This window comes from Burkholderia sp. AU33545, from assembly GCF_020419685.1.
GTDB lineage: Bacteria > Pseudomonadota > Gammaproteobacteria > Burkholderiales > Burkholderiaceae > Burkholderia > Burkholderia diffusa.
This window is the reverse complement of record NZ_JAIZRQ010000001.1, coordinates 940,584-964,111: the sequence shown is the minus strand read 5'-3', so window position 1 is coordinate 964,111 and position 23,528 is coordinate 940,584. Positions and strand designations below refer to the sequence as shown.

General features: G+C 62.4%; 19 protein-coding genes and 2 tRNA genes. 5 read left to right on the top strand and 16 right to left on the bottom strand.

The features are described 5' to 3' along the window. The first annotated feature begins 70 nt into the window (after nt 1–70). Nucleotides 71–2,323 (top strand): hypothetical protein, encoded by a 2,253-nt coding sequence (locus LGM71_RS04430; protein WP_226114099.1) that lies wholly within the window; start codon nt 71–73, stop codon nt 2,321–2,323. Between the two features lie 952 nt (nt 2,324–3,275). Here the strand turns inward: LGM71_RS04430 and LGM71_RS04425 are convergent. The 3 genes from LGM71_RS04425 to LGM71_RS04415 all read right to left on the bottom strand — a co-directional run bounded on the left by LGM71_RS04425 (nt 3,276) and on the right by LGM71_RS04415 (nt 4,953). Further along, nucleotides 3,276–3,860: a DUF6538 domain-containing protein gene (locus LGM71_RS04425; RefSeq protein WP_226114098.1), complete on the bottom strand. Its 585-nt coding sequence runs from the start codon at nt 3,858–3,860 to the stop codon at nt 3,276–3,278. 131 nt (nt 3,861–3,991) lie between these two features. After that, a tRNA-Pro gene (locus LGM71_RS04420) sits at nt 3,992–4,068 on the bottom strand. A gap of 171 nt (nt 4,069–4,239) precedes the next feature. Beyond that, nucleotides 4,240–4,953, bottom strand: coding sequence for a class I SAM-dependent methyltransferase (locus LGM71_RS04415; RefSeq protein WP_059608573.1), 714 nt, complete (start codon nt 4,951–4,953; stop codon nt 4,240–4,242). 334 nt (nt 4,954–5,287) lie between these two features. Between LGM71_RS04415 and LGM71_RS04410 the strand changes: the two genes are divergently transcribed. Together LGM71_RS04410 and LGM71_RS04405 are read left to right on the top strand one after the other, a co-directional pair. Beyond that, nucleotides 5,288–6,166, top strand: a complete 879-nt coding sequence (locus LGM71_RS04410) for a tyrosine-protein phosphatase (protein WP_226114097.1) — start codon at nt 5,288–5,290, stop codon at nt 6,164–6,166. 359 nt (nt 6,167–6,525) lie between these two features. Continuing rightward, complete coding sequence (locus tag LGM71_RS04405) at nt 6,526–8,736, top strand: hypothetical protein (protein WP_226114096.1); 2,211 nt, start codon at nt 6,526–6,528, stop codon at nt 8,734–8,736. A 78-nt stretch (nt 8,737–8,814) separates the two neighbouring features. Here the strand turns inward: LGM71_RS04405 and LGM71_RS04400 are convergent, their stop codons facing one another. The 13 genes from LGM71_RS04400 to LGM71_RS04340 form a co-directional block, all read right to left on the bottom strand. Then, nucleotides 8,815–9,231, bottom strand: a complete 417-nt coding sequence (locus LGM71_RS04400) for a MerR family transcriptional regulator (protein ID WP_226114095.1) — start codon at nt 9,229–9,231, stop codon at nt 8,815–8,817. 61 nt (nt 9,232–9,292) lie between these two features. Further along, the gene (locus LGM71_RS04395) at nt 9,293–9,679 is read right to left on the bottom strand and encodes an integration host factor subunit alpha (RefSeq protein ID WP_006486093.1); all 387 of its coding nucleotides are present in this window, start codon (nt 9,677–9,679) and stop codon (nt 9,293–9,295) included. A gap of 72 nt (nt 9,680–9,751) precedes the next feature. Next, nucleotides 9,752–12,181 carry a phenylalanine--tRNA ligase subunit beta gene (gene pheT, locus LGM71_RS04390; RefSeq protein WP_059608579.1) on the bottom strand — a complete coding sequence of 810 codons (2,430 nt, stop codon included), beginning with the start codon at nt 12,179–12,181 and terminating at the stop codon, nt 9,752–9,754. A 96-nt stretch (nt 12,182–12,277) separates the two neighbouring features. Then, the gene (gene pheS, locus LGM71_RS04385) at nt 12,278–13,291 is read right to left on the bottom strand and encodes a phenylalanine--tRNA ligase subunit alpha (RefSeq protein WP_059608580.1); all 1,014 of its coding nucleotides are present in this window, start codon (nt 13,289–13,291) and stop codon (nt 12,278–12,280) included. A gap of 149 nt (nt 13,292–13,440) precedes the next feature. Beyond that, nucleotides 13,441–13,800 carry a 50S ribosomal protein L20 gene (gene rplT / locus LGM71_RS04380; RefSeq protein ID WP_004192938.1) on the bottom strand — a complete coding sequence of 120 codons (360 nt, stop codon included), beginning with the start codon at nt 13,798–13,800 and terminating at the stop codon, nt 13,441–13,443. 30 nt (nt 13,801–13,830) lie between these two features. Continuing rightward, nucleotides 13,831–14,028, bottom strand: a complete 198-nt coding sequence (gene rpmI, locus LGM71_RS04375; protein WP_004191477.1) for a 50S ribosomal protein L35 — start codon at nt 14,026–14,028, stop codon at nt 13,831–13,833. 190 nt (nt 14,029–14,218) lie between these two features. Further along, nucleotides 14,219–14,743, bottom strand: coding sequence for a translation initiation factor IF-3 (gene infC / locus LGM71_RS04370; RefSeq protein ID WP_071734130.1), 525 nt, complete (start codon nt 14,741–14,743; stop codon nt 14,219–14,221). 49 nt (nt 14,744–14,792) lie between these two features. Then, nucleotides 14,793–16,700 carry a threonine--tRNA ligase gene (thrS, locus tag LGM71_RS04365; RefSeq protein ID WP_059608581.1) on the bottom strand — a complete coding sequence of 636 codons (1,908 nt, stop codon included), beginning with the start codon at nt 16,698–16,700 and terminating at the stop codon, nt 14,793–14,795. A gap of 271 nt (nt 16,701–16,971) precedes the next feature. Next, nucleotides 16,972–17,048, bottom strand: a tRNA-Val gene (locus LGM71_RS04360). Between the two features lie 97 nt (nt 17,049–17,145). Then, nucleotides 17,146–19,380, bottom strand: a complete 2,235-nt coding sequence (locus LGM71_RS04355; RefSeq protein ID WP_226114094.1) for a RelA/SpoT family protein — start codon at nt 19,378–19,380, stop codon at nt 17,146–17,148. 44 nt (nt 19,381–19,424) lie between these two features. Continuing rightward, nucleotides 19,425–19,778 carry a RidA family protein gene (locus tag LGM71_RS04350; protein WP_014897238.1) on the bottom strand — a complete coding sequence of 118 codons (354 nt, stop codon included), beginning with the start codon at nt 19,776–19,778 and terminating at the stop codon, nt 19,425–19,427. A gap of 80 nt (nt 19,779–19,858) precedes the next feature. Next, entirely contained in the window at nt 19,859–20,755 is an 897-nt protein-coding gene (locus LGM71_RS04345) for an alpha/beta fold hydrolase (RefSeq protein ID WP_226114093.1), read from the bottom strand. A gap of 132 nt (nt 20,756–20,887) precedes the next feature. Continuing rightward, on the bottom strand, nt 20,888–21,793 hold the full coding sequence (locus LGM71_RS04340; RefSeq protein ID WP_124625977.1) for a LysR family transcriptional regulator: 906 nt from the start codon (nt 21,791–21,793) through the stop codon (nt 20,888–20,890). Nucleotides 21,794–21,931: 138 nt separating this feature from the next. Here LGM71_RS04340 and LGM71_RS04335 point away from each other — a divergent pair, with 138 nt between their 5' ends. Together LGM71_RS04335 and LGM71_RS04330 are read left to right on the top strand one after the other, a co-directional pair. Next, nucleotides 21,932–22,489: an ester cyclase gene (locus LGM71_RS04335; RefSeq protein ID WP_226114092.1), complete on the top strand. Its 558-nt coding sequence runs from the start codon at nt 21,932–21,934 to the stop codon at nt 22,487–22,489. 11 nt (nt 22,490–22,500) lie between these two features. Next, the gene (locus LGM71_RS04330) at nt 22,501–23,511 is read left to right on the top strand and encodes a polysaccharide deacetylase family protein (protein WP_226114091.1); all 1,011 of its coding nucleotides are present in this window, start codon (nt 22,501–22,503) and stop codon (nt 23,509–23,511) included. Nucleotides 23,512–23,528 lie beyond the last annotated feature (17 nt).

The following is a 23,528-nucleotide window of genomic DNA, read 5'->3' as shown; positions in this document are numbered from 1 at the left end:
CGATGCATTGATACGTTTACGTGTAACGCTACCAACAAATCTGTCGTGAAACACGGGGAATTCACAAAATATGGCCGCCAACTGGAAAAATCTCGAGGATCATGTACGCGGTATAGCAAGGCTTCGCTGGAACGCCTCATGCAATCCGGAACATCTGAATGGGGTCGATTTCGACGGCGTGGTACGCGTATCCGCCGACGAAATAATTCTTATTGAAATAACAAAAGAACGGACTTTAGAAAAAGTCAGAAATGATCTGAATAAAATAATCCCCACAAAAATAAATTTGGCTACCCAGGGGGTAATTTGTCGCGGATATGTTGTCTTAGACGAGGAGCCGACTTTGAGCATGACTGAGGCTGGTAAAACTGCCCACATAACAGTCTGCTCGTCACAGGAATTTGAGCAGTCGTTCTTTGACTTTCCGGCATATCATGCACTCCGAGTTAACTTCCCATTTGGGAGCGCCGTTGATTCAAAGACAGGCGCAAACGATACCCGAAACTTCGTTCCCATCAGATACGAAGATGCCAATGGCGACGGCTCTCATGCCATTTCCGATTTAGTCACAAAACTTTTGCGCGGCACAAAGATTGCCCTCACTGGAGATTTCGGTACGGGCAAGAGTCGTTGTGTCCGAGAAGTATACAACCAGCTAAGCTCAAAAATTCGTGATGCTGGAGCTTTTCCTATTGCCATAAATCTGCGCGATCATTGGAGTAGCTCCAACGCACTGGAGGTACTCGCAGGCCATCTTGGCAATATTGGCCTCTCCAGTTCGATAGACAATTTCGTCAGACTCCTAAACTCCGGCGCACTTATTCTTCTTCTTGACGGTTTTGACGAAATTGGCGCTCAGAGCCACGACATTCGAGTCGATGATCGCATTGCGCTGCGTCGTCATGCCGTGAGAGGCGTCAGGGACCTTATTCAAAGATCAAAGGCCGGCGTTCTTGTGACAGGTAGATCGCATTTCTTCGATAGTGATGATGAAATGCTGCGATCATTGGGCCTACTCGGAGCAAGGGACGATACCAGCGTCATCAAGGTTCCCGATACATTCACGCACTCCGAGGGCGAGAAATATTTCAAGGATCTGGGAATCGACGCACCGCTTCCAACATGGCTACCTCGAAAGCCATTGGTCTTCCAAGTGCTTGTAGAGCTTGATAAGGATGATGTCACCCGAATCCTTAAAAAAGAACATGGACAATTTGAGTTTTGGGGAGCATTTCTTAACGCAGTTTGCGTACGCGAGTCTAAAGGTGTGGGTGAGTCGATTGGCCCCCAAACCATTCGGTTCATTCTATATGAATTGGCATCAAAGGCTCGTTATTCAGACACATTCCTTGGGCGACTTTCCCCGCGAAATATTGATGAGGCATACGAGCGCGCGGTAGGAACTGCTCCGGACCAAACCGGACGGCAGCTATTGGCGCGCATGTGTACACTTGGACGCATCGAGCCGGAATCTCCAGACCGGCAATTTGTCGATTACGATGTAATTGACATTTTGCGTGCAGAACGACTCATTACCGACGTAATCTCAATGACGCCGGAAAATACCGGAAATCAATGGAAGCAGTCACTAAGATCGCTTGGGATAATTTATGCGGCATCAACATTCAGGAATTTTGACCTTGATACGCTATGCTTCGCTTATCTCAGAAAGTATGGAAACACCGCAAATACCAAGCGACTTGGCGAAATTATTTCAGCGCTCTCACTGTTCGGCGACGAGCGACTCGATTTCAAGTCTTTGCAGCTTTCTGGCTCCGAAATTCCGATTCTCAACCTTAGCTCAAGAAAAATTGCCAACTTATCAATCAAGCAATCGGTGATTGGCCTTATTATGATTCAAGATACGCCGATAGACGAATCAGATGGATTTTATATTGATGACTCTCTTTTTGCCGTTGTCAGAGGCGTGACTACGCAAGCCGGGTTGCCAGCATGGATCAAGAATACAGATGTCATTGAATTCGAACGGCTGTCGAATTCCGCCAGAATAAAGGAAAGCTCTCTGAGCGCTTCGCAGAAACTATTTCTGTCGATAATTCATAAAATCTTCTTTCAATCGGGCGCCGGTCGCGAGGAAGCGAGTCTGCTCAAGGGCGGATACGGGCAAAAATACAGCCCTAAATTGGTTGAGGCGATTCTGAAACTGCTTTTGCGGGAGCAAACCATCGAACGAAATAAGGGAGATGACGGCTGGGTCTATAAGCCCGTTCGCCGTCACACCGAGCGCATGAGTCGAATCAAGGCTGAACTCACCCTTTCTGAAGACCCGCTCTGGGAGTCGGTAAGTTCATTGTCTTTGTAGGATCCTCATTAAGAGCACGGGAGATCGTGGCGCCCCATAGCGAAATGATTCGCAAGGGCTCACACAGATCCCCCGTGCTCCGCGCAATAAGCATAGATTCCGTAACACGGCTTACGTGCGGTATACAGTGCACGGGGGCTCATGTTCGGGGCTGAGATGCCAGGAGTCTCTTGGTTTAGATTGGGGAAGCAGCAGCAGCGACAAACAAAAGAGAAGCCATGCAGCCTAGGCGGCCTAAGCCTATCTCTTAAAGTCTTACAGAGGCGTAGGTGGCCCAGAGACTCAACCTGTGCGGAGTTATTCCGCGCCCTAGGACTTCCCGAAAATAACGGGTGAGACCTCGGCCTCCTGTATACGGTAGACGCGATTACGGCCCCGCCATGCCGCTACTGCTCCGTCCGCGTGGGTTGGTCTAGGCGAGTTCGTGGTAAACCGGTGACAGCCCTGGATTCGTGCGGGAGGTATACGGCGGACAGCGCCCGCCCGCTTGCTTGATCCGGGCAGCATGCGAAGCGAAGGCGAAGCCCGCACGCTCCCAGGCGAAACAAAAAAAAACAGATGCACGCACGTACAAATGCGAGCGCGGTTTGGGCTCTCTACCGTGTGCTGAGTTGATTGGACGGCGGTACAAACGAAAAGAGTCCGTCTGACGGCGAGCCCTGGGGTTGTCTTGTCGGATTTCCTTACGCGGTGTGCAGCCCCACCATCAGGTCAACCCGGACGTCATGGAGCCGATCCAGGGCCTCGGGTGTCACCGGGTGACGCCCGCCCGACATATTGCCGCCGGTTCGTTCAGTACAGCGGCCCCATGAGCCCGCATGACGCCGCGACGGGCCGGGATTCCTTCACGACGCAGGGAGATCGCAGCGGTGTTCGCTGCGCGGCTCAGGCACGACGTTTGCGGGAATGGTCTGGTTCAGCACGATTGGTTTTCTGTGGTTAGGTTGGATCGTTACTGCTGTTCTGCTTTCAGGGCGCGGGAGATCGTGGCGACCCCTACGCCAAAGTGTTCCGCCAGGGCTCGCACGGAGCCCCCTTGTTCCGCGTGATACGCCCGCACCTCGGCATAATCCACAGCCTGCTTGCGGCCCTTGTACTTCCCTTCTGCCTTCGCGACGGCAATCCCGCGTGCCTGCATCTCGCGCCGGTTTAGGTAGTCCGCCTCGCCCTGGGCGGCCATGAATGCCAAGATGGCGTCACGGGTTGCCTTGGCGATAGCGTCGGTTGCCTGCCCGTCGAATACCATCCCGTTGAGTGTGCATTCGACCCGCACGCCCTTAAGCGTCACGACCGGAGCGGGCTTGTCCTTAGCCCTGAGGGCCTCAAATCCCCGTTGCCATTCCGCGATGATCTCGTGCGCCCTCGTGCTGGCCTCGGCTCGATCGCTTGTCCTGAGACTCGCCCGGAACGCATCGGCCTTTGGCTTGCCGGTCTTGGAATTGCGGAAGTGTTGTTGCAGGTCTTTGGGCACGCCGATCCGGAGGCGGAACACGGACGAGCCACGGCGCAAATAGACGCCAGTGGGAAGGGTTGCCAAGTCAGCCATCTCCGCATTGTTGCACGGCGGAATTGACACACCAAACTGACACACCCGGAAAAAGGAAAGGCCTGGAAAGCTACGCCAGATAAGGAAACCCTTTACTGACAAGCCTTCCAGGCCTTGATTCCTGGTCGGGGCGAGAGGATTTGAACCTCCGACCACCTGCACCCCATGCAGGTACGCTACCAGGCTGCGCTACGCCCCGAAAGAAAAAAATTATAACAGACAGTTGGCCAGTTTAGAACGGGTCGCATGCATTTTGTGCATGTTCCCGTGAAATTTTTTGCGACATGATCAAACGGGACAAGACGGCTTCGATACGGGCGGCAACGTGCATCCCGCTCGTCACGCTCCGGCCATGCGATCCGCCGCATGCTTACCGTCGACGCGCGACACAGATGACCGTGAGGCCCGCCACCCGGTTGAACCGGAACATCGGTAGCTCGGCTCGGCAGATCAGCTTGAGCAAACCGTTGACGACCGGATGGTGCCGGCGCAACTGCGACGCCGGTTCGCGCGGTTGTCGACGCGCCCGCTCGCTCAGTCGCAATGCCGCCGCGAGCGGGAACGTGAGGCCGAAATAATACGCGCCGCGCTCGACCTCCAGCCCCGCACGACGCGCGACGTCTTCGAGACCGGCGAGCGTATACCTGCGCTTGTGCTCGAGAAAATCGTCATGCGCGCTCCACAGGAACTGAAACGCGGGAACCGTGATCAGGAACCGGCTGCCCTTCGGCGCCCCCGCCACGTAGCGGGCAAGCAACCCGACATCGTCGTCGACGTGCTCAAGGACATCCATCAGCAACACCAGATCGGCATCGAATCGATCGACGGCACGGCGAAAATGGACGGGCTTGCCGGCCGCCTCCCCGTCGGTATCGTCGGCATAGCTCGTATCGACACACCATGCTTCCGTCGCCTGCGTGCGCTCGAGCAAATGCTTCGAAAAGAAGCCCGAGCCGGCACCGACGTCGAGTATGCGGTTCGCGTCCGACGTGCCCAGAAACCGACGAATCGCGCTCGCCTTCGACGCGTAGTACCAGTGATCGCCTACATCCGCTCCCAGTACGTCGAGCTCCTTCAGATCCATGACGCCTCCCCCGTGTCGGCCACCATGCTTTGTGATCCATCCAGCCACTGATGCCGATCTTACCGCGCCGCCGCCGTCGCACGTGCGGCAAGTTGCGCGATTCGCACGGGCAACCTGTGTCGCGCCTTAATCGAAAAGGACGATGGCCGATTCGTCGCGGATCGCTACCGTGCGCTTGCCCGGCGCGAGATCAACGCGCACGGCACATCGTCCGACTGCATGCCGATCGATATGGCACATCTCCGCTTTGCCGCGCTGCGCGGCACGCCGGCGGCGGTTTCGATCGCAACGGCGGTCGCGACGCCCCGTCACCGTCTCAGACAAAGGCCAGTGAATGACTCAGAAAAACGACATTTCCCGTCGACACTTTCTCCGGCTGGGTGCCGGCACGATCGGCATCATGCTGGGAGACGCGTATCTTCTGTCCGCGTGCGGCGGCGACTCGATCGCGGTCGCCCCCGTCACGACGCCCAGGCTCGCTTCGGCAGCGAACTTTCGCGACACCGGGGGACCGGACGGAACGGGCTATGCCACCGCGAGTGGGTCAGCGATGAAGAAAGGCGTGATCTACCGATCGTCCGCGCTTACGCTGTCCGCGGCCGACCTCGCAACGGTCGATACGCTCGGCATCAGGCACGTGTGCGACCTGCGCACGACCGCGGAGATCCACGCGCAGCCGGATGTGCCATTGGCCGGCGCCACCTGGCAGAACCTCAACGTGCTCGGCGCCGCCAGTATTGGTCCGCTTCCGACCGATGGCGCGACTGCCACGGCCTTCATGCAAAGCATGTATCGGGCGTTCGTGACGTCGGAAACGGCACGGACGAGTTTCCACACGCTATTCGCCGGCTTTGCCGCGTCCGGCGGCAACCTGGTCTTCCACTGCACGGCCGGCAAGGATCGCACCGGCTGGGCGACGGCCATTCTGCACACGATTCTCGGTGTCCCACGGCAGACGATCCTCGCCGACTATCTGCTGACCAACATCTACAGCGCGTCGGAAATCGCCGCCTATGTCGCACAGGCGCGCAAGAGCGGCGGGCAGGATGCGGCCGACATGATGGCCGCGCTGCAGGGCGCGCAAGCCGCCTATATGCAGGCGGCATTCGATCAGGTCGTCGCGTCATACGGCTCGATGGCGTCGTACATCGATAACGGTCTGCAGCTGGACCAGACGACGCAGAATGCAATCCGGCAGAGCATGCTGGTCTGATCGGTCCGCAGGCGGCGATAGCGCTGGTGCGTCCGTCGCCCCCGCCCGCCGTCTGCACCCCGGATCGGACACCGCCTTCATCCGGCATGTAACCCCACGTCAGCCAACGCAGACGCCGGGTTTGCCGATCTGGCGCAACGCACGCCGCCCGCTTCGACCGCAAAACCAAACGACCGTTTTATTTTTCCGCCCCGCCGCCGCGAATCCATTGTCCCGTCGCGCGCCGGCCGGTCCTGCCCGGACGCCCGCTGTTTGGTTACGCCGCTCTAGCACGCTATGCCACACTGCACGGCATCGACGTCCGCGCCGCGCATCGGCCGCGCGCCCTCGCCGAGCACGACAAGACATGGAGACAGACGATGCGGAATGCGGTCCGGCGCGGCCATCGCACGCCTTTGGCATTTTTCGACTGGATGAGCGGCCCGCGACGCGCGGCCGCGTCGGTTTCACTTGGTACCTCTCGTGCGCTCGGCTGCGGCGCGCTTGCGCTCGCGCTGCTCTGCGCCGGCTGCGCGGAACCGGGCGCGCAGCGCGACGGGACCGCGTCGGTCTCGGCGACGAAGATCGAGCGCACCAAGGCCGAACGCCTCGCCCGCGAACAGCAGATCGCCCGCACGGTGCCGTCGCTCGCGTCGCTCAGCCTCACGCAGCCGCGCCCGTTCACGCTGCGCGACTCGGGCCAGAACGGCGCGATGACATTCCTGCGCGATGTCGATTTCCGTATCGTCAACAACCTTGGCTTCTTCATCCATCAACTGTCCGCGACACTCGTGCCGACGCAGGCCGGCGCACCGATCGTGTTTGACGATCCGACGAGTTTCGAGATCGAAGTGCACGAAGGCACGGTCACGCTCGACAACGCGAAGCTAACCGCCCTCTTCAACACGTACATCTTCGGTTACCGCAACGCGCCGCTGCGCAACCTCGCCGTATCGGCAGGCGATGGCGTGATCCATCTGCAGGGCGAGATGCAGCGCGACGGCTGGGTGCCGTTCTCGCTGACCGGCACGCTCACGATTCGCGACGGCAGCCAGCTCGTATTCCACCCGACCGGCGTGCGCGTGTCGGGCATCAACGCGCAGCCGGTGATGCGTGCGGCCAACGTGAAGATGGCTGATCTGTTGAAGATCGAGACCCCGATCGCACGGCTCGCCGGCGACGACCTCGTGATGTCGGTCGACAAGTTGATGCCGCCGCCGCGGCTGAAGATCAGGATCACCGCGCTGCGCGTGACGCCGGCCGGCCTCGACCTGAAGCTCGACGACGGCTCGCACGCCGGCTTCGCGCTGCCCGCGAACGCGCCGCAACAGGCGATGTACATCCGCGGCGGCGACGTGAAGTTCATGCGCTCGATGCCGATGAACGCGGACATCCTGATCAGCCCTGTCGATCCGACGAAGCGTGACCAGAATTTCGTGTTCGACCTGTATCACTATCGCGATCAGGTATCGGCCGGCTATTTCAATTTCGACGAAAGCGGCGCGATGGCGATCCGGATGCCGTCGTACGCGGGCCCCGCGAGCGGCGCTGCGCTCGGCAGCACGGCCGCCCGCCTGAACGACAGCTTCCTCGCCGCGCAGCAGACTGCGCTGCACGACTCGCGCCAGCACTGGGAAGCGTTTGCACTCGCGGCCGGCACGACGCAGCCCGGCATGCAGAAAGTTGCGATGCGGCGCTCGTCGGCCATCCCGTTCAACGAACGGCACGTGTCGAACCGCAATCCGACGATCCATCTGCACAATGTCGACTTCAACCTGTCCGGCGACATCGGCTTCCACGTCGAGGATCTCGACGTCCAGCTCATCGCGAAACGGCCGGGCGAACCGGTCGACCTCGACGATCCGAACCAGTACGACATCCGCATTCTCGGCGGGACGGTCGTCGAATCGTGGAAGGCGATGTCGGCGCTCTTCAACAACTACCTGCTCGACTACTCGCCGCGCTCGCTGAACGACCTGCAGTTGAGCGCGGATGGCCAGGACCTGCGCGTCCAGGGCGGCATCAAGCTCTGGAATCACGTGCCCGGCGTGTGGCTTCCGACCGACATGAAGGGCTCGCTTTCGGTGCTCGACGACCGGCACCTCGCGTTCCGGCCGTCGCAGGTGTCGGTGCTCGGCATCCCGCAGGCGAAGCTGCTGCGCTCGCTCGGCATCGAGCTCGCGTCGCTGACGCCGCTGCAGCGCCGCGGCGCGGAACTGCGCGGCGACACGCTCGTGCTCGACCAGTACACCGTCTTTCCGCCTCCCGTGCTGAACGGCAAGCTCGGCCAGGCCACCGTCGAACGCGACGGATTGCGCCTGACGTTCCGGCGGGTTGCCGACACGCCCGCGCCGAAGCGGCCGCAGATCGACGCACCGAGCTACATGTGGATGGAAGGCGGAGACATGAAGATGTTCAACGTGCTGGAACTGAACGTGCGCGCGCTGATCCGGAACTCGGCCGAGGCAGGCCCGATGCGCTTCGACCTGTACGGCTACCGCAGCCAGGTCGCGCAAGGCTCGGTGCGGATGCTGCCGGACGGCACGCTGGTCGTCGACATGGGCAAGCCAAATCCGCTCGCGTCGCGCTGATCCGGGCGGGCCCGCGTGCATGAAAAAAGCCCGGTGGCGCTTCGCACACCGGGCTTCATTTTGATCCGAGCGTTGTGCTCAGTCGTGCTTCAGTCCGTCGATCACGTCGAGGAGCGCCTGCCGCAGCGCGATCACGTCGACCGTCGCCCCCGGCTTGCCCGATGCACGCGCATCGGCGGCCAGCACGTCGGGCTCGACCGGTGCGCCGGCAGCAGCGCGCTCGCCGCTCGGTGAATCGAGCCGGTTGCGTGCCCCGTTGATCGTGAACCCCTGTTCGTACAGCAACTCACGAATCCGCCGGATCAGCAGCACTTCATGATGCTGGTAATACCGACGATTGCCACGCCGCTTCACCGGCCGAAGCTGAGTGAATTCCTGTTCCCAGTAACGCAGCACATGCGGCTTGACCCCGCACAATTCGCTGACTTCACCGATCGTGAAGTAGCGCTTCGCGGGAATCGGAGGCAAGACGACTTTCTCAACCGTAGTGGTCATCGTCGGTTAACCGTCGGTAAAGGGTGCGCGGCGGCCGCGCGGAGACGTCAGCGCGCGGGTGTTACTCCGCGCCGTTTTCGACCAGCGCCTTCAGCTTCTGGCTCGCGTGGAAGGTTACCACCCGGCGGGCCGCGATCGGAATCGCCTCGCCCGTCTTCGGATTGCGGCCCGGACGCTGCGGCTTGTCGCGCAGCTGGAAGTTGCCGAACCCCGACAGCTTGACGCTTTCGCCGTTTTCGAGCGCGTCGCGGATCACTTCGAAAAACGCCTCGACCATGTCCTTCGCTTCACGCTTGTTCAGGCCGACGCTGTCGAACAGCAGCTCTGCCAGTTCCGCTTTCGTCAGCGTCGGCGTCTCGGTGGACGCCGGCGCCGAAGCGTCGCGGTTCATGGCACTGCGTTGCGCCGTCAGGAGGGCTTCGAATTCACTCGAGGTCATGTCGTTCATATCTGCCATACAGCGCGTTAAACCAAAACTTACGATGGGGAAGAGCCGCCCGCGAGGGGGCGGCCCGTCTCCCTAGCCGCGCAGGCGGGCACCAGCACGAGCCATCCGCTCGACCAGCGTCTGGATCGCCTGATCGACGACCTCGTCCTGTAGCGTGCCAGCCGCGTCCTGCAGCGTCACGCGGAAGGCAAGGCTCTTCTCGTGCGCGGCGAGGCCACCGGAAGTATTTGATTTTGCACGAAATTCGTCGAAGAGTACAACCTTCTGAACGAATCGGCAGGCGTCTTCGGCCAACGCCTTCTTCATTTCGTCGAAAAGCGCCTGAACCTCGACCGCCTGATCGACCACGACCGCGATATCGCGCCGCACCGGCGGGAATTTCGACACGTCGGTCGGTGCCGGCAGCGCACGTGCGATCAGCGCATCCGCATCGATTTCGAACATCACCGGCGCGTGCGGCAGCTCGTACTTCTGCATCAGGCGCGGATGGAGCTCGCCGATCCAGCCGACCGCGCGGCCATCGACCTCGATGCGCGCGCTGCGGCCCGGATGGAGGGCCGGATGCTCGGCCTTCACGAAGCGCGCGGTGGCCGGCGCGAGCAGCGCCTCGAGATCGCCCTTCACGTCGAAGAAATCGACTGCGCGGGTCGCGACACCCCACTGTTCGTCGACCGCCGGGCCGTACGCGAGCGCGCCGACACGCTTCGGCTGCGTGTAGCCTTCGACGGTCAGTTCGCCGGCCTTCACCGACGGATCGGCGAGAAACACGCGGCCCGTCTCGAACACGCGAACGCGATCCGCGCGACGGTTCAGGTTGTGGCGCAGCACCGAAATCAGGCTGCCGAACAGCGTCGTACGCATCACCGACAGCTGGCTCGCGATCGGGTTCAGCAGGCGGATCGGAGTGTCGTTGCCGGCGAAGTCGTGCTCCCACTCCGCATCGACGAAGCTGAAGTTGACCGTTTCGGCATAGTCGCGCGCCGCGAGCGCGTGACGGATATCGTGGATCGAACGTCGCGTCTCGTTGGTCGCGCGCATCTCGCTCGTCGCGACCGGCGGACGGGCCGGGATCTTCTCGAAGCCGTAGATGCGCGCCACTTCCTCGATCAGGTCTTCCTCGATCTCGATGTCGAAGCGGTGCGACGGCGGCGTGACCAGGAATGCGTCGTCGTCACGCTCGAACGGCAGGCGCAGGCGCGTGAAGATGTTCGCGATCTCGTCGGCGTCGATCTTCACGCCGATGATGCGGTTCGCGCGCGACACACGCATCTTCACCGGCGCGCGCTGCGGCAGGTTCACTGCCTGGTCGTCGACCGGGCCGGCCTTGCCGCCGCAGATCTCGAGAATCAGCTGCGTGATGCGCTCGACGTGCTCGACGGTCGTCGCGTAGTCGACGCCGCGCTCGAAGCGATGGGCCGCATCGGTCGAGAAGTTGTACTTGCGCGCGCGGCCACGGATGCTGTCCGGCCACCAGAACGCGGCCTCCAGGTAGATGTTGGTCGTGTCGAGCGTGACGGCCGTGCTGTCGCCGCCCATGATGCCCGCGAGGCTTTCGACCTGACGGTCGTCCGCAATCACACCGACCGTTTCGTCGAGTTCGACCGTGTTGCCGTTCAGCAGCTTCAGCGACTCGCCGCGCTTGCCCCAGCGAACCTCGATGCCACCGTGGATCTTGTCCAGGTCGAACACGTGCGACGGACGGCCGAGCTCGAACATCACATAGTTCGAGATGTCGACAAGCGCCGACACGCTGCGCTGGCCCGAACGCTCGAGGCGCTCGACCATCCATTGCGGCGTCTTCGCATGCGCGTTCACGCCGCGGATCACGCGACCCGAGAATCGGCCGCACAGATCGGGGGCGGTGATGCGCACGGGCAGCGTCTCATCGAGCTCGACGCGCACCGGACGGATGTCGACCGGCGTCAGCGGCGCGCCGGTGATCGCGGCCGTCTCGCGCGCGATGCCGAACACTGACAGGCAGTCGGCCTTGTTCGGCGTCAGCTTGATTTCGAAGATCGTGTCGTCGAGATTGAGCGTGTCGCGGATGTCCTGACCGACCGGCGTGTCTTCCGGCAGGATCAGCAGGCCGCTGTGGTCCTCGGACAACTTCAGCTCACGCGCCGAGCACAGCATCCCCTGGCTCTCCACGCCGCGCAGCTTCGACAGCTTGATCGCGAACGGTTTGCCGCCCTCTTCCGCCGGCGGCAGTTCCGCGCCGACCAGCGCGACCGGCACCTTGATGCCGGGCGCCACGTTCGGTGCGCCGCACACGATATTCAGCGTCGCGCCGGTGCCGGCGTCGACCTGGCAGACATTGAGCTTGTCCGCATCCGGATGCTTGACGACTTCGAGCACGCGGCCGACGACGATCTTCGACGTCGGCGGCGCAGCCTTGCTCAGCGATTCGACTTCGAGCCCCGCCATCGTCAGCGCGTGCGACAGTTCGTCGGTCGTCAGCTGCGGGTCGACAAAGGTTCTCAACCAGGATTCAGGGAATTGCATGGATGTCTACGTTCGAAACAGGTTAGATCGGTGCCCGGCCCCCGTCGGAAACGTCCGGCGGGGCATGCGCGGGCACATGTCGGCGCGGCGCGTGCGTTATGCGAACTGGCGCAGGAAACGCAGGTCGTTCTCGAAGAACAGCCGGAGATCCTGCACGCCGTAGCGCAGCATCGTCAGGCGCTCGAGGCCGCTGCCGAACGCAAAGCCGATGTAGCGCTCGGGATCGAGGCCCATGTTGCGGATCACGGTCGGATGCACCTGCCCCGAGCCCGAGATCTCGAGCCATTTGCCGGCGTTCTTGCCGTGCTCGAACATCATGTCGATCTCGGCCGACGGTTCCGTGAACGGGAAATACGACGGACGGAAGCGCACGAGGATGTCGTCGCGCTCGAAGAATTTCTTCAGGAAGTCGGTATAGACGCCCTTGAGGTCGGCGAAGCTGATGTTTTCGTCGATCCACAGCCCCTCGACCTGATTGAACATAGGCGAGTGGGTCGCATCGCTATCGACGCGATACGTGCGGCCCGGTGCGATCACCTTGATCGGCGGGCGGTTCATGCGCGCATAACGCACCTGCATCGGGCTCGTGTGCGTGCGCAGCAGCAGCTGGCGGCCGTCGGCGTCCTTGCCTTCGACGTAGAAGGTGTCCTGCATCGAACGCGCCGGATGGTTCTCCGGGCTGTTCAACGACGTGAAGTTGTACCAGTCGGTCTCGATTTCGGGACCGTCGGCCACGTCGAAGCCGATCGAGCGGAAAATCTGTTCGACGCGCTCCCACGTGCGCATCACGGGGTGCAGACTACCTGCACCGGCGCCGCGGCCCGGCAGCGTGACGTCGATCGCCTCGGCGGCGAGGCGCTGGTTCAGCAGCGCATCGGCGAGCGCCTGACGACGTGCGGTCAGCGCGGCTTCCACCTGCTGCTTCGCGACGTTGATGCGTGCGCCTTCGGTCTTGCGTGATTCGGGATCGAGCTTGCCGAGGCCCTTGAGCAACTCGGTCAGCGCACCCGACTTGCCGAGAAATCGTGCTTTCTCGTTTTCGAGCGTGGTGATGTCGGCAGCCTGTTCGAAGGACTGCTGCGCGTCGGCGACAATCTGGTCCAGATCCATAGATCCCATCATTTCCAACGTCATTCGGTCTTGGCGAGCGAAATCGCCCATCCAAACAAAAAAGGGGCTCGGAAGAGCCCCGTTTTCGCTGCAGCGGCCGAGACTACCGGAACATCGCTGCAACTAACCACGCAGTGCTAATTTCGCAATTAGGCTGCAACGGCGGCTTTCACCTGCTTGACGATCGCAGCAAAAGCAGCCTTGTCGAACACCGCCATGTCGGCCAGGACCTTACGGTCGAGTTCGATCGACGCCTTCTTCAGGCCGTTGATGAACACGCTGTAGGTCATGTCGTGCTGGCGAACTGCCGCGTTGATACGCGTGATCCACAGTGCGCGGAACACACGCTTCTTGTTGCGGCGATCGCGGTACGCGTACTGACCAGCGCGCATCACCGCCTGCTTGGCGATGCGGTAGACGTTATTGCGACGGCCGCGATAACCCTTGGCCAGGTTGATGATCTTCTTGTGGCGGGCCCGTGCGGTTACCCCACGTTTGACTCGAGGCATGTTTCTCTCCTTGGAGTATCAGTTGAGGGGTTACGCGAACGGCAGCATTGCACGGACGGAGTTCAGATCGGAATCATGAACTGCCGTTGCGCCGCGCAGGTGACGCTTGTTCTTCGTGGTTTTCTTGGTCAGGATGTGACGCTTGAAGGCTTGACCGCGCTTGACGGTACCGCCCGGACGCACCACGAAGCGCTTTGCAGCACTCTTCTTGGTCTTCATCTTAGGCATGACGAACAACTCCAGTTTATTTGATGGCGATGGGTGTGCGGTTGGCTTGCGCCCTTGACCCGCCCTTCGAAACCCAGTCCACTTGTGTACGGCAAACCGCTTGCGCAGTTGCCGTCATTGTTGGCGCGCCGCCCTGACCGGGCGACGCACCGAACCACTCTCGAACCTGCGCGGCATGCGCGCGGGCCCGTTACTTCTTTTTCTTCGGCGAAAGCACCATGATCATCTGGCGCCCTTCCATCTTCGGCATCTGCTCGACCTGGCCGACTTCCTCGAGATCCGTGCGCAGACGCTCAAGCATCCGCATACCGATTTCCTGGTGAGCCATTTCGCGGCCGCGGAAACGCAACGTGATCTTCGTCTTGTCGCCTTCTTCGAGGAAGCGCACGAGATTGCGGAGCTTGACGTTGTAATCCCCGTCATCGGTACCCGGGCGGAACTTGACTTCCTTGACCTGGATGACCTTCTGCTTCAGCTTCGCTTCGTGCTGCTTCTTCGATTCCTGGTACTTGAACTTGCCGTAATCCATCAGACGGCAAACCGGGGGAACCGCTTGCGGCGCGATTTCCACCAGGTCAACATCCAGTTCTTCCGATTTACGGAAAGCATCAGCGAGTTTTACGATACCGAGCGGTTCGTTCTCGATCCCGACCAGACGCACTTCCGGCGCAGTGATTTCACCGTTGATGCGATGCGACGACTTATCAGTAGCGATGTTACGTTTCCTCTAAAAATTAAAAAAACGAGCCGCGCTGCCAGGGCGGTTACTTGAACGAGCGCAGGTCTTCCTGCAGACGCTCAACGAAGGCTTCGACCGGCATTACGCCAAGATCGACGCCGCCACGGGCACGCACGGCTACCGTTTGCGCATCACGCTCCTTATCCCCCACGACGAGGAGATAAGGCACCTTTTCCAGCGTGTGCTCGCGTATTTTATAGCTAATCTTCTCATTGCGCAAATCGGCCGTCACTCTAACCCCTTGTTTTTGCAACGATTGGGCCAGAGACTGCGCATATTCTGCCTGACTTTCGGCAATATTGAGCACAACTGCCTGGAACGGCGCGAGCCAGGCCGGCATCGCACCAGCGTGGTGCTCGATCAAAATGCCGAGGAAACGCTCCATCGAACCGACGATCGCACGGTGCAGCATCACCGGACGGCGGCGGCTGCTGTCATCCGCGACATACTCGGCGCCGAGGCGCTCCGGCAGCACCATGTCGAGCTGCAGCGTGCCGCACTGCCACGAGCGGCCGAGCGCATCCTTGATGTGGTACTCGATCTTCGGGCCGTAGAAAGCGCCTTCACCCGGCAGTTCTTCCCACGTGAGGCCGCAGGCCGTCAGCGCGTCGCGCAGGCCCTGCTCGGCACGATCCCACGTCTCGTCCGTGCCCGCACGCTGGTCCGGGCGCAGCGACAGCTTGATGTCGATGTGATCGAAACCGAAGTCCTTGTACACGCTCATTGCCAGCGTGTTGAACGCGATCGATTCCGAGATGAACTGGTCTTCCGTACAGAAGATGTGCGCATCGTCCTGCACGAAGCCGCGCACGCGCATCAGGCCATGCAGCGCGCCCGATGCCTCGTTGCGATGGCACGAACCGAATTCCGCGTAACGCAGCGGCAGATCGCGGTACGAGCGCAGACCGTGCTTGAACACCTGGACGTGACCCGGGCAGTTCATCGGCTTGATCGCGTAGTCGCGCTTCTCCGACTCCGTCGTGAACATGTTCTCGCGGTAGTTCTGCCAGTGGCCCGACGCTTCCCACAGCGAGCGGTCCATGATCATCGGCGTCTTGATCTCGAGGTAGCCGGCTTCGTTCACGCGGCGGCGCATGTACTGCTCGACCTGCTGCCACAGCGCCCAGCCCTTCGGATGCCAGAACACCATGCCCGGCGACTCTTCCTGCATGTGGAACAGGTCGAGCTGCTTGCCGAGCTTGCGGTGGTCGCGCTTTTCCGCTTCCTCGAGCATGTGCAGGTATTGATCCTGGTCTTCCTTCTTCGTCCAGGCCGTGCCGTAGATGCGCTGCAGCTGCTCGTTCTTCGAGTCGCCGCGCCAGTACGCGCCCGCGACCTTCATCAGCTTGAAGACCTTCAGCTTGCCGGTCGACGGCACGTGCGGACCACGGCAGAGGTCCGTGAAGCCGCCGTGCGAGTACAGCTTGATTTCGTCGCTTTGCGGAATCGATTCGATGATCTCGGCCTTGTACTTCTCGCCGAGGCTGCGGAAATAACCGGCCGCCTCGTCGCGCGACACGACGCGGCGCGTCACCGGCTCATCCTTCTTCGCGAGCTCCTGCATGCGCTTTTCGATCTTTTCCAGATCTTCGGGCGTAAACGGGCGGTTATACGAGAAGTCGTAGTAGAAGCCGTTGTCGATCACCGGGCCGATCGTCACCTGCGCATCCGGATACAGGTCCTTCACCGCGTAGGCAAGCAAATGCGCGGTCGAGTGACGGATGATGTCGAGACCGTCGGCATCCTTGTCCGTGACGATTGCGAGCGATGCATCGCGATCGATGACCGTGGACGTATCGACCAGCTCGCCGTCGAGCTTGCCACCAAGCGCAGCCTTCGCAAGGCCGGGACCGATCGAGGCCGCAACCTCGGCAACTGTCACCGGATGCTCGTATTGTCGAACTGAGCCGTCAGGCAAGCGTATCGAAACCATAGCAATCTCCGTGATGCCGACAGTGGGCGGCAAACCAAGCACGCGATATCAAAGTCACGCGCGAAAATTTCGCGACAAAAAAAATGCGGCCCCGCTTTCGAGGGGCCGCATTCGATACTTCACTCAAACTGAAAGGGCGAAAACGTTCCTCGACTAGCGTCGCTCCGAAAAGGTTTCGGTCAACGTTCGCGGTGTCATAACCGTATTCGCCTTGTTCGCGTTGAGTTATTTACTGCATCGAACACCCGAAAACCGGGCATTCTCAATTCGTTGGTAGGCTCGATTGGACTCGAACCAACGACCCCCACCATGTCAAGGTGGTGCTCTAACCAGCTGAGCTACGAGCCTAAAGAAGCTAAGATTATATGGGGCTATCGTTCACTTGGCAAGTGCTTTTATGCGGTCGCAGCAAAATGATCGCGCTTCAACCCCATTTACGAGGGCATCACGTCTTGCGCCCCGCCCGCACCACGCCCGGCACTTCGCCGAGCAGCGTGCACGCACGCTGCACCTGCGCGGAATTCGACACCTCGACCGTGAACTGCATGAATGCCGCATTCCGGCGGCTCTGCGTCTTCACGCCCACCACGTTCATCTTCTCGCGCGCGAATACTTCGGAGATATCGCGCAGCAAGCCTTGCCGGTCGCTCGCCTCGATCATCAGGTCGACCGGATAGACGGACACGCCACGGCCGCCCAGCACGTCGGCCGACCAAGTTGTCTGCAGCACGCGCTCCGGCGCCCGTTCGGCCATCCGCCGGAACGTCGGGCAGTCACTGCGGTGAATCGACATCCCCTTGCCGCGCGTCACGAAACCGCTGATCGGGTCGGGCGGCGCCGGACGGCAGCAGCGCGCAAGCTGGGTCAGCAGCGCATCGACGCCAACCACCAGCACGCCGGTCGACGCGCCGTGCGCGACACTCGCCCCGCTGCTGCGCTTCTCGAAATCGGCGGGCGCCTCGGGTGCATGCTCGGGCGGCGGCGCATCGGACAGCGCATGCTCGACGTTGCGCAGGCTGAATTCTTCCTTGCCGACGACCGAGAACAGTTCCTCGGGCGACTTGAAGCCGAGCTTCGCGGCGAGGTTGTCGAGATTGACCGACGTCTTGCCCTCGCGCTGCAGCGTCTTTTCGACGAGCGCGCGACCATGCGCGATGTTCTCTTCCTGCTCGATCGAGTTGAACCACGCGCGCACCTTCTGCCGCGCACGCGGACTCTTCAGGTAGCCGAGCTGCAGGTTCAGCCAGTCGCGTGACGGCCCGCCCTCCTTCACCGCGACGATCTCGACCGTCTGCCCGTTCGCGAGCGACGTATTCAGCGGGACCATCACGCCGTCGACGCGCGCGCCGCGGCAACGGTGGCCGAGTTCGCTGTGCAGGTGGTACGCGAAGTCGACCGGCGTCGCGCCCTGCGGCAGCGCGATCACGCGCGCCTGCGGCGTCAGCACGTAGATGTGGTCGTCGTCGAGCGACGTCTCGCGCAACTGCGCCCACGCCTGGTCGCCCGACACTTCGGTACCATCCTCGACGTCGTCCTTCCACGCGAGCAGCTGGCGCAGCCACGCGATCTTCTCGTCGTACTTGTCGCTCGCCGAAAACTGGCCGCCGTAGCCGCGCGCTCCCGCTTCCTTGTAGCGCCAGTGCGCGGCGACGCCGTACTCGGCGAAACGGTGCATTTCCTGCGTGCGGATCTGCACTTCGAACGCGCGGCCGTCGTCGCCGATCACGACCGTATGCAGCGACTTGTAGCCGTTCGGCTTCGGACGCGAGATGTAATCGTCGAATTCCTTCGGCACCGGCTGCCACAGGTGATGCACGATGCCGAGCACCGCGTAGCAATCCTTGATGTCCGGCACGATCACGCGGAACGCGCGCACGTCGTACAGCTCGGAGAAGTCGAGCTCCTTGCCGCGCATCTTGCGCCAGATGCTGTAGATGTGCTTCGGCCGCCCGCTCACATCGGCCGGGATGTGCGCTTCCGCCAGTTCGTGCTGCAGCCGCTCGATCGCCTGCGCGACGTACGCCTCGCGTTCGATGCGCTTTTCGTCGAGCAGCTTGGCGATGCGCTTGTAGGTGACCGGATCCTCGAAGCGGAACGCGAGGTCCTCGAGCTCCCACTTCAGTTGCCAGATACCGAGACGGTTCGCGAGCGGCGCATAGATCTCGAGCGTCTCGCGCGCGACGTCGGGAGGCGGATCGATCTTCGCCGCCGCGTAGTAACGCAGCGACTGCAACCGCGACGCCAGCCGGATCAGCACCACGCGGATGTCCTGCGCAAACGCGAGCAGCATCTTGCGCAACGCCTCGATCTGCGTGCGCCGCTCTTGCGCGGCGTCGCGCCCGGCATCGGGCATCATGCTCTGCGCGGCGCGCAGGCTGACGGTGCCGAGCCGCAGCAGCTTGCGCACGTCGGATACGAGCCGGGCGACCTCTTCGCCGAACCGTTCGGTCAGCTCCCGCTCGGGATCATTCAGGTGCGGTGTGAGCACGAACAGCGCGGCCGCCTGCATTGCGTGCGGGTCGACGTTCAGCGTGCGCATGATCGACGCCGTGCCCGCCGAGTGATCGGCGAGCAGTTCGCCCGAAGACAGGCGCGCGTCACCGGCACGCTCGCGCACGAACGCGAGCACGTCGTCGAACGACGGCGCTGTGACGGAAGAAGCGGAAACGGACTCGGTCATCGCACGGCCTGGCGTATCGCGGTCATCGGAATACTTTGCTTCGCTCAGCTCCGTTGCGCGGCGACGACGACGATCTCGACGAGCAGCGCCGGATCCGCGAGCTTCGCCTCGACGGTCGCGCGCGGCGGCGTATTGCCCTGCGCGACCCACGCGTCCCACTCGGCGTTCATGCCTTCGAAGTTCGCCAGATCCGAAATGTAGATCTGCACCGACAGCAGATGAGCCTTGTCGCTGTTCGCTTCGGCGAGCAGCCGGTCGATGTGGCCGAGCACTTCGCGCGTCTGGCCCTTGATGTCCTGGGTGGTGTCTTCGGCGATCTGGCCGGCCAGATACACGGTACCGTTGTGGATCGCGGTTTCGGAGAGACGCGCTCCGACGTGGTGACGAATGACTGCCATGGAATGTTCCGGTCGTGTGAGTGGGTGAGAATCGGCGACGACGCGGCCCGCGTGCCGCCGAACCGCATATTATGACGCGTTTATGCGCCACCTTCGACGAAAAACCGGCGGGCGAGCGCAATCTGGTCGACGCCGATGAACGCCGGTGCATGGCCCGCGCCCCGGATCTCGGCCTGCGTCACGTGCCGGCCGCGACGCACCATCTCCGCCACCGTGTCGCGCGACAGCAGGTCGGAACGCTCGCCGCGCACGACGAGCAGCGACGCATCGGTGGTCTCGATCGCGCGCCACAGCGCGGCCTCGCCGAGCGCGGCCAGCTCGGGCGTCGTCGCCTTGAACGGTTCGGCGATGCGCGGATCGTAGCGCATCGTCCAGCCCCCGTCGGGCAGCTCGCGCAGCAACGGCCCATTGATCTCGCGCCATTCGTCGTCGGTCAACGCACCGAACGGCAGCGACAGCGACGTCAGATAGTCGATGCCCTCCTGTTCGGTCGCGAAGCACGGCTGCACGCCGAGGTATTCGCCGATGCGCGTCAGCGAATCGGGCTCGATGCGCGGGCCGACGTCGTTGACGATCATCCGGCGCAGCGGCGAACCGGGCAGCCCCGCGAGCGCCATGCCGATCAGCCCGCCCATCGACGTGCCGAACCAGTCGACCGACTCGACGTCGAGCCGCGCGATCAGCGTGACCATGTCGGCCACATATTGCGGGATCGCGTAAAGCCGCGGATCGGCAAGCCAGTCGGAACGCCCGCGCCCGACCACGTCGGGGCAGACGACGCGATACGTATCGGACAACGCGGCGGCAAGCCGGTCGAAGTCGCGCCCCGAGCGGGTCAGCCCGTGCACGCAGACCAGCGCACGCGGATTGGCGGGGTCGCCCCATTCGGTATAGGCGACGTGGTGAAGGCCGGCGGCGCTCGCACACTGCACACGTCGCTGACGGGGAACCGGGGGATTCGCAGAAGTTGATGGCATCGTTGGCATCCTGTCGAACGGGGGCGGTGCGGCGGGCAACACTCGCGCCGCCCGATGCGAACGATTGTAAACCGCTTCGCAACGACGGGCCGTCACGCGGCCGCAGTCATCCGACGCATCGTTCGCAACCGCTCACGCACTGCGGCGCCACGTCTCGCGCAACTGGTCGCGCAGGAAATCGACGAAGGTCCGCACGCGCAGCGGCACGTGACGGCCGCCGGGGTATACGGCATGGAGCGGTGCGGCAGGCGCCGCGAACGTCGGCAGCACACGGACGAGCCGACCGGCCTCCAGATCGGCACCGACGTCCCAGATCGACTTCAGCGCAATTCCGGCGCCCTCCAATGCCAACGTGCGAGCCGCACCCCCGTCGTTCGTCAGCAGTGCGGCCGTCACTTCGACCGCCACTGCGCCGTTTGCACCGTCGAACCGCCACTCCGTACGAGGCTGGTCGCCCATCACGATGCATCGATGTGCACGAAGTTCGGCCGGATGAGCCGGCATCCCGTGCACGGCGAGATAGCTCGACGACGCGCATAGCACGCGATGATTCGGCGCCAGTTCGCGCGCGATCATCGTCGAATCGGCAAGGCTGCCGATCCGCACGGCAACGTCGATGTCCTGCGCGAGCAGATCGACGATCGTGTCGGTCAGCATCAGTTGCACGGTCAACTCCGGATGTTGCCGTTGAAACGCCGCGACGAGCGGCGCAATCCGCAGCCGGCCGAGTTCGCCGGGCGCCGTCAGGCGCAGCACGCCGCTGACCGTGCCGCGACGATCGCTCATCAGCGTTTCGGCGCGATCGACCTCGGCCAGGATGCGCAGCACCTGCGCATGGAACTGCGCACCGTCGTCGGTCAGCGTCTGCTGCCGCGTCGTCCGGTGCAGCAGACGCACGCCGAGCTGCGACTCGAGATGCGCGAGCCGCTTGCTGACGACGGACAGCGACAAGTCAAGCTCGCGCGCCGCCGCGGACAGGCTGCCGGCCGACACGATTCTCGCGAAGGTATCGAGCGCCGGGAGATCGTCGATCAGCATCGCGGCACCTGTCCAGCCTCGGCATTTCCTTTTTTCGAATAATCCATTCGCCATTTCCCCGTATTTAAGCTCGAAATGGAAACCTACCATACCTGTAGCGCGTCGCCCCACGACGCCATCCACAGGACACCCGAAACCATGTCGATTCACTTTCCTCCGATCGCACGCCCGATTACCCGCGTCATCGCTGCAGCGGCCTGTGTCGTTGCACTGTTGCCTGCAGCGTCCCGCGCCGCCGACCTTCTCGATCCGCACAGCCTGACCGTCGCGACCGACGTGCCGGCTACGCAGGCACGTGCGCAAATCCTCGCCGCGCGTCGCTACGGCACGTTCTGGAATACCGGTGATGCGACCCTCGCCCGCACGGCGCTCGCGGCCGATTTCGTCGACCGGACATTGCCGGCCGGCCGTGAGCAAGGTGTAGCGGGACCGCTCGCGGCGTCCAGCACGATGCGCGCAGCCATCCCGGACCTGCATTGCGACATCGAACAGATGATCGTGGCGGGCGACCGTGTCGTCGTGCACCTGCACTTTCGCGGACATTTCACCGGCACGTTCAATGGCATGACCGGAAGCGGACAGTCGATCGACTTCATCGCGACCGACATCTACCGGATCGACCATGGCCGGATAGCGGAAAACTGGCACATCGAGGACAACCTGACGCTGATGCGTCAGCTCGGGCTCGTCGGCTGACGGAGGAAACGATGACTGACAGCAATCACGGTTCGACGACGCATCCGGCTCGCCGCACGTTTCTTGCACAAGCGGGTGCCGGGCTGGCAGCCGGCATCGCGATGGCCGCGGGCGCCTCCGGGTCGGCAACGGCCGCCCCGACACCGGGCCCCGCATCGACAGGTACCGGCAGGTTCTGGCAGGGCGACACGCGCCTCGTCATCTCGATCTCGATGCAGTTCGAGGCCGGCGGACAACCGCCCAAGGGCGCGGACAGCCCGTTCCCGTCCGTCGAATTTCCGTCGTCGGTGCCGGTCGATCTGGCCTCGGCCACGTGGTTCGCATATGGCTACCGTGAAGGAATTCCGCGCCTTCTCGACCTGTGGGACCGGCATGGCGTGAAAGTCACGTCGCACATGATCGGAGAGGCCGCACGCCGGCATCCCGAACTGGCACGCGAGATCGTGACGCGCGGCCACGAAGCGGCCGCGCACGGCCCGACCTGGCGATCGCAATTCGCGATGAGCCGCGACGACGAGCGCCGCTTCCTCACCGAAGCTCGCGACATGGTTGAAGCAGTGACGGGACAGCGACCGATCGGCTACAACTGTAACTGGCTGCGGCGCGGACCGAACACGCTGCCGCTGCTGCAGGAACTCGGCTACCTGTATCACATCGACGACGTCAGCCGCGACGAGCCGTTCATCGAAACCGTCGACGGCCGCGATTTCGCGGTCGTTCCGTACACGTTGCGCAACAACGACATCCTGCTGATCGAAGGCCGCAACTATTCCCCGACGATGTTCCTCGAGCAGATCAAACTCGATTTCGACCAGTTGTATGCGGAAGCCGGACAGCGGCGGCGATTGATGTCGATCAGCGCGCACGACCGGATTAGCGGCACGCCGCAGATGGTCCGCGCATGGGACGCATTCCTGCACTACGCTCGATCGCATCCGGGCGTAGCCTTCATGCGCAAGGATGACATTGCCCGCTTTGCCCTGCACAGCCCGTCGACGGTGCGCGAAGCCGAAACGATCTGACCGGATTGCGCCCACCT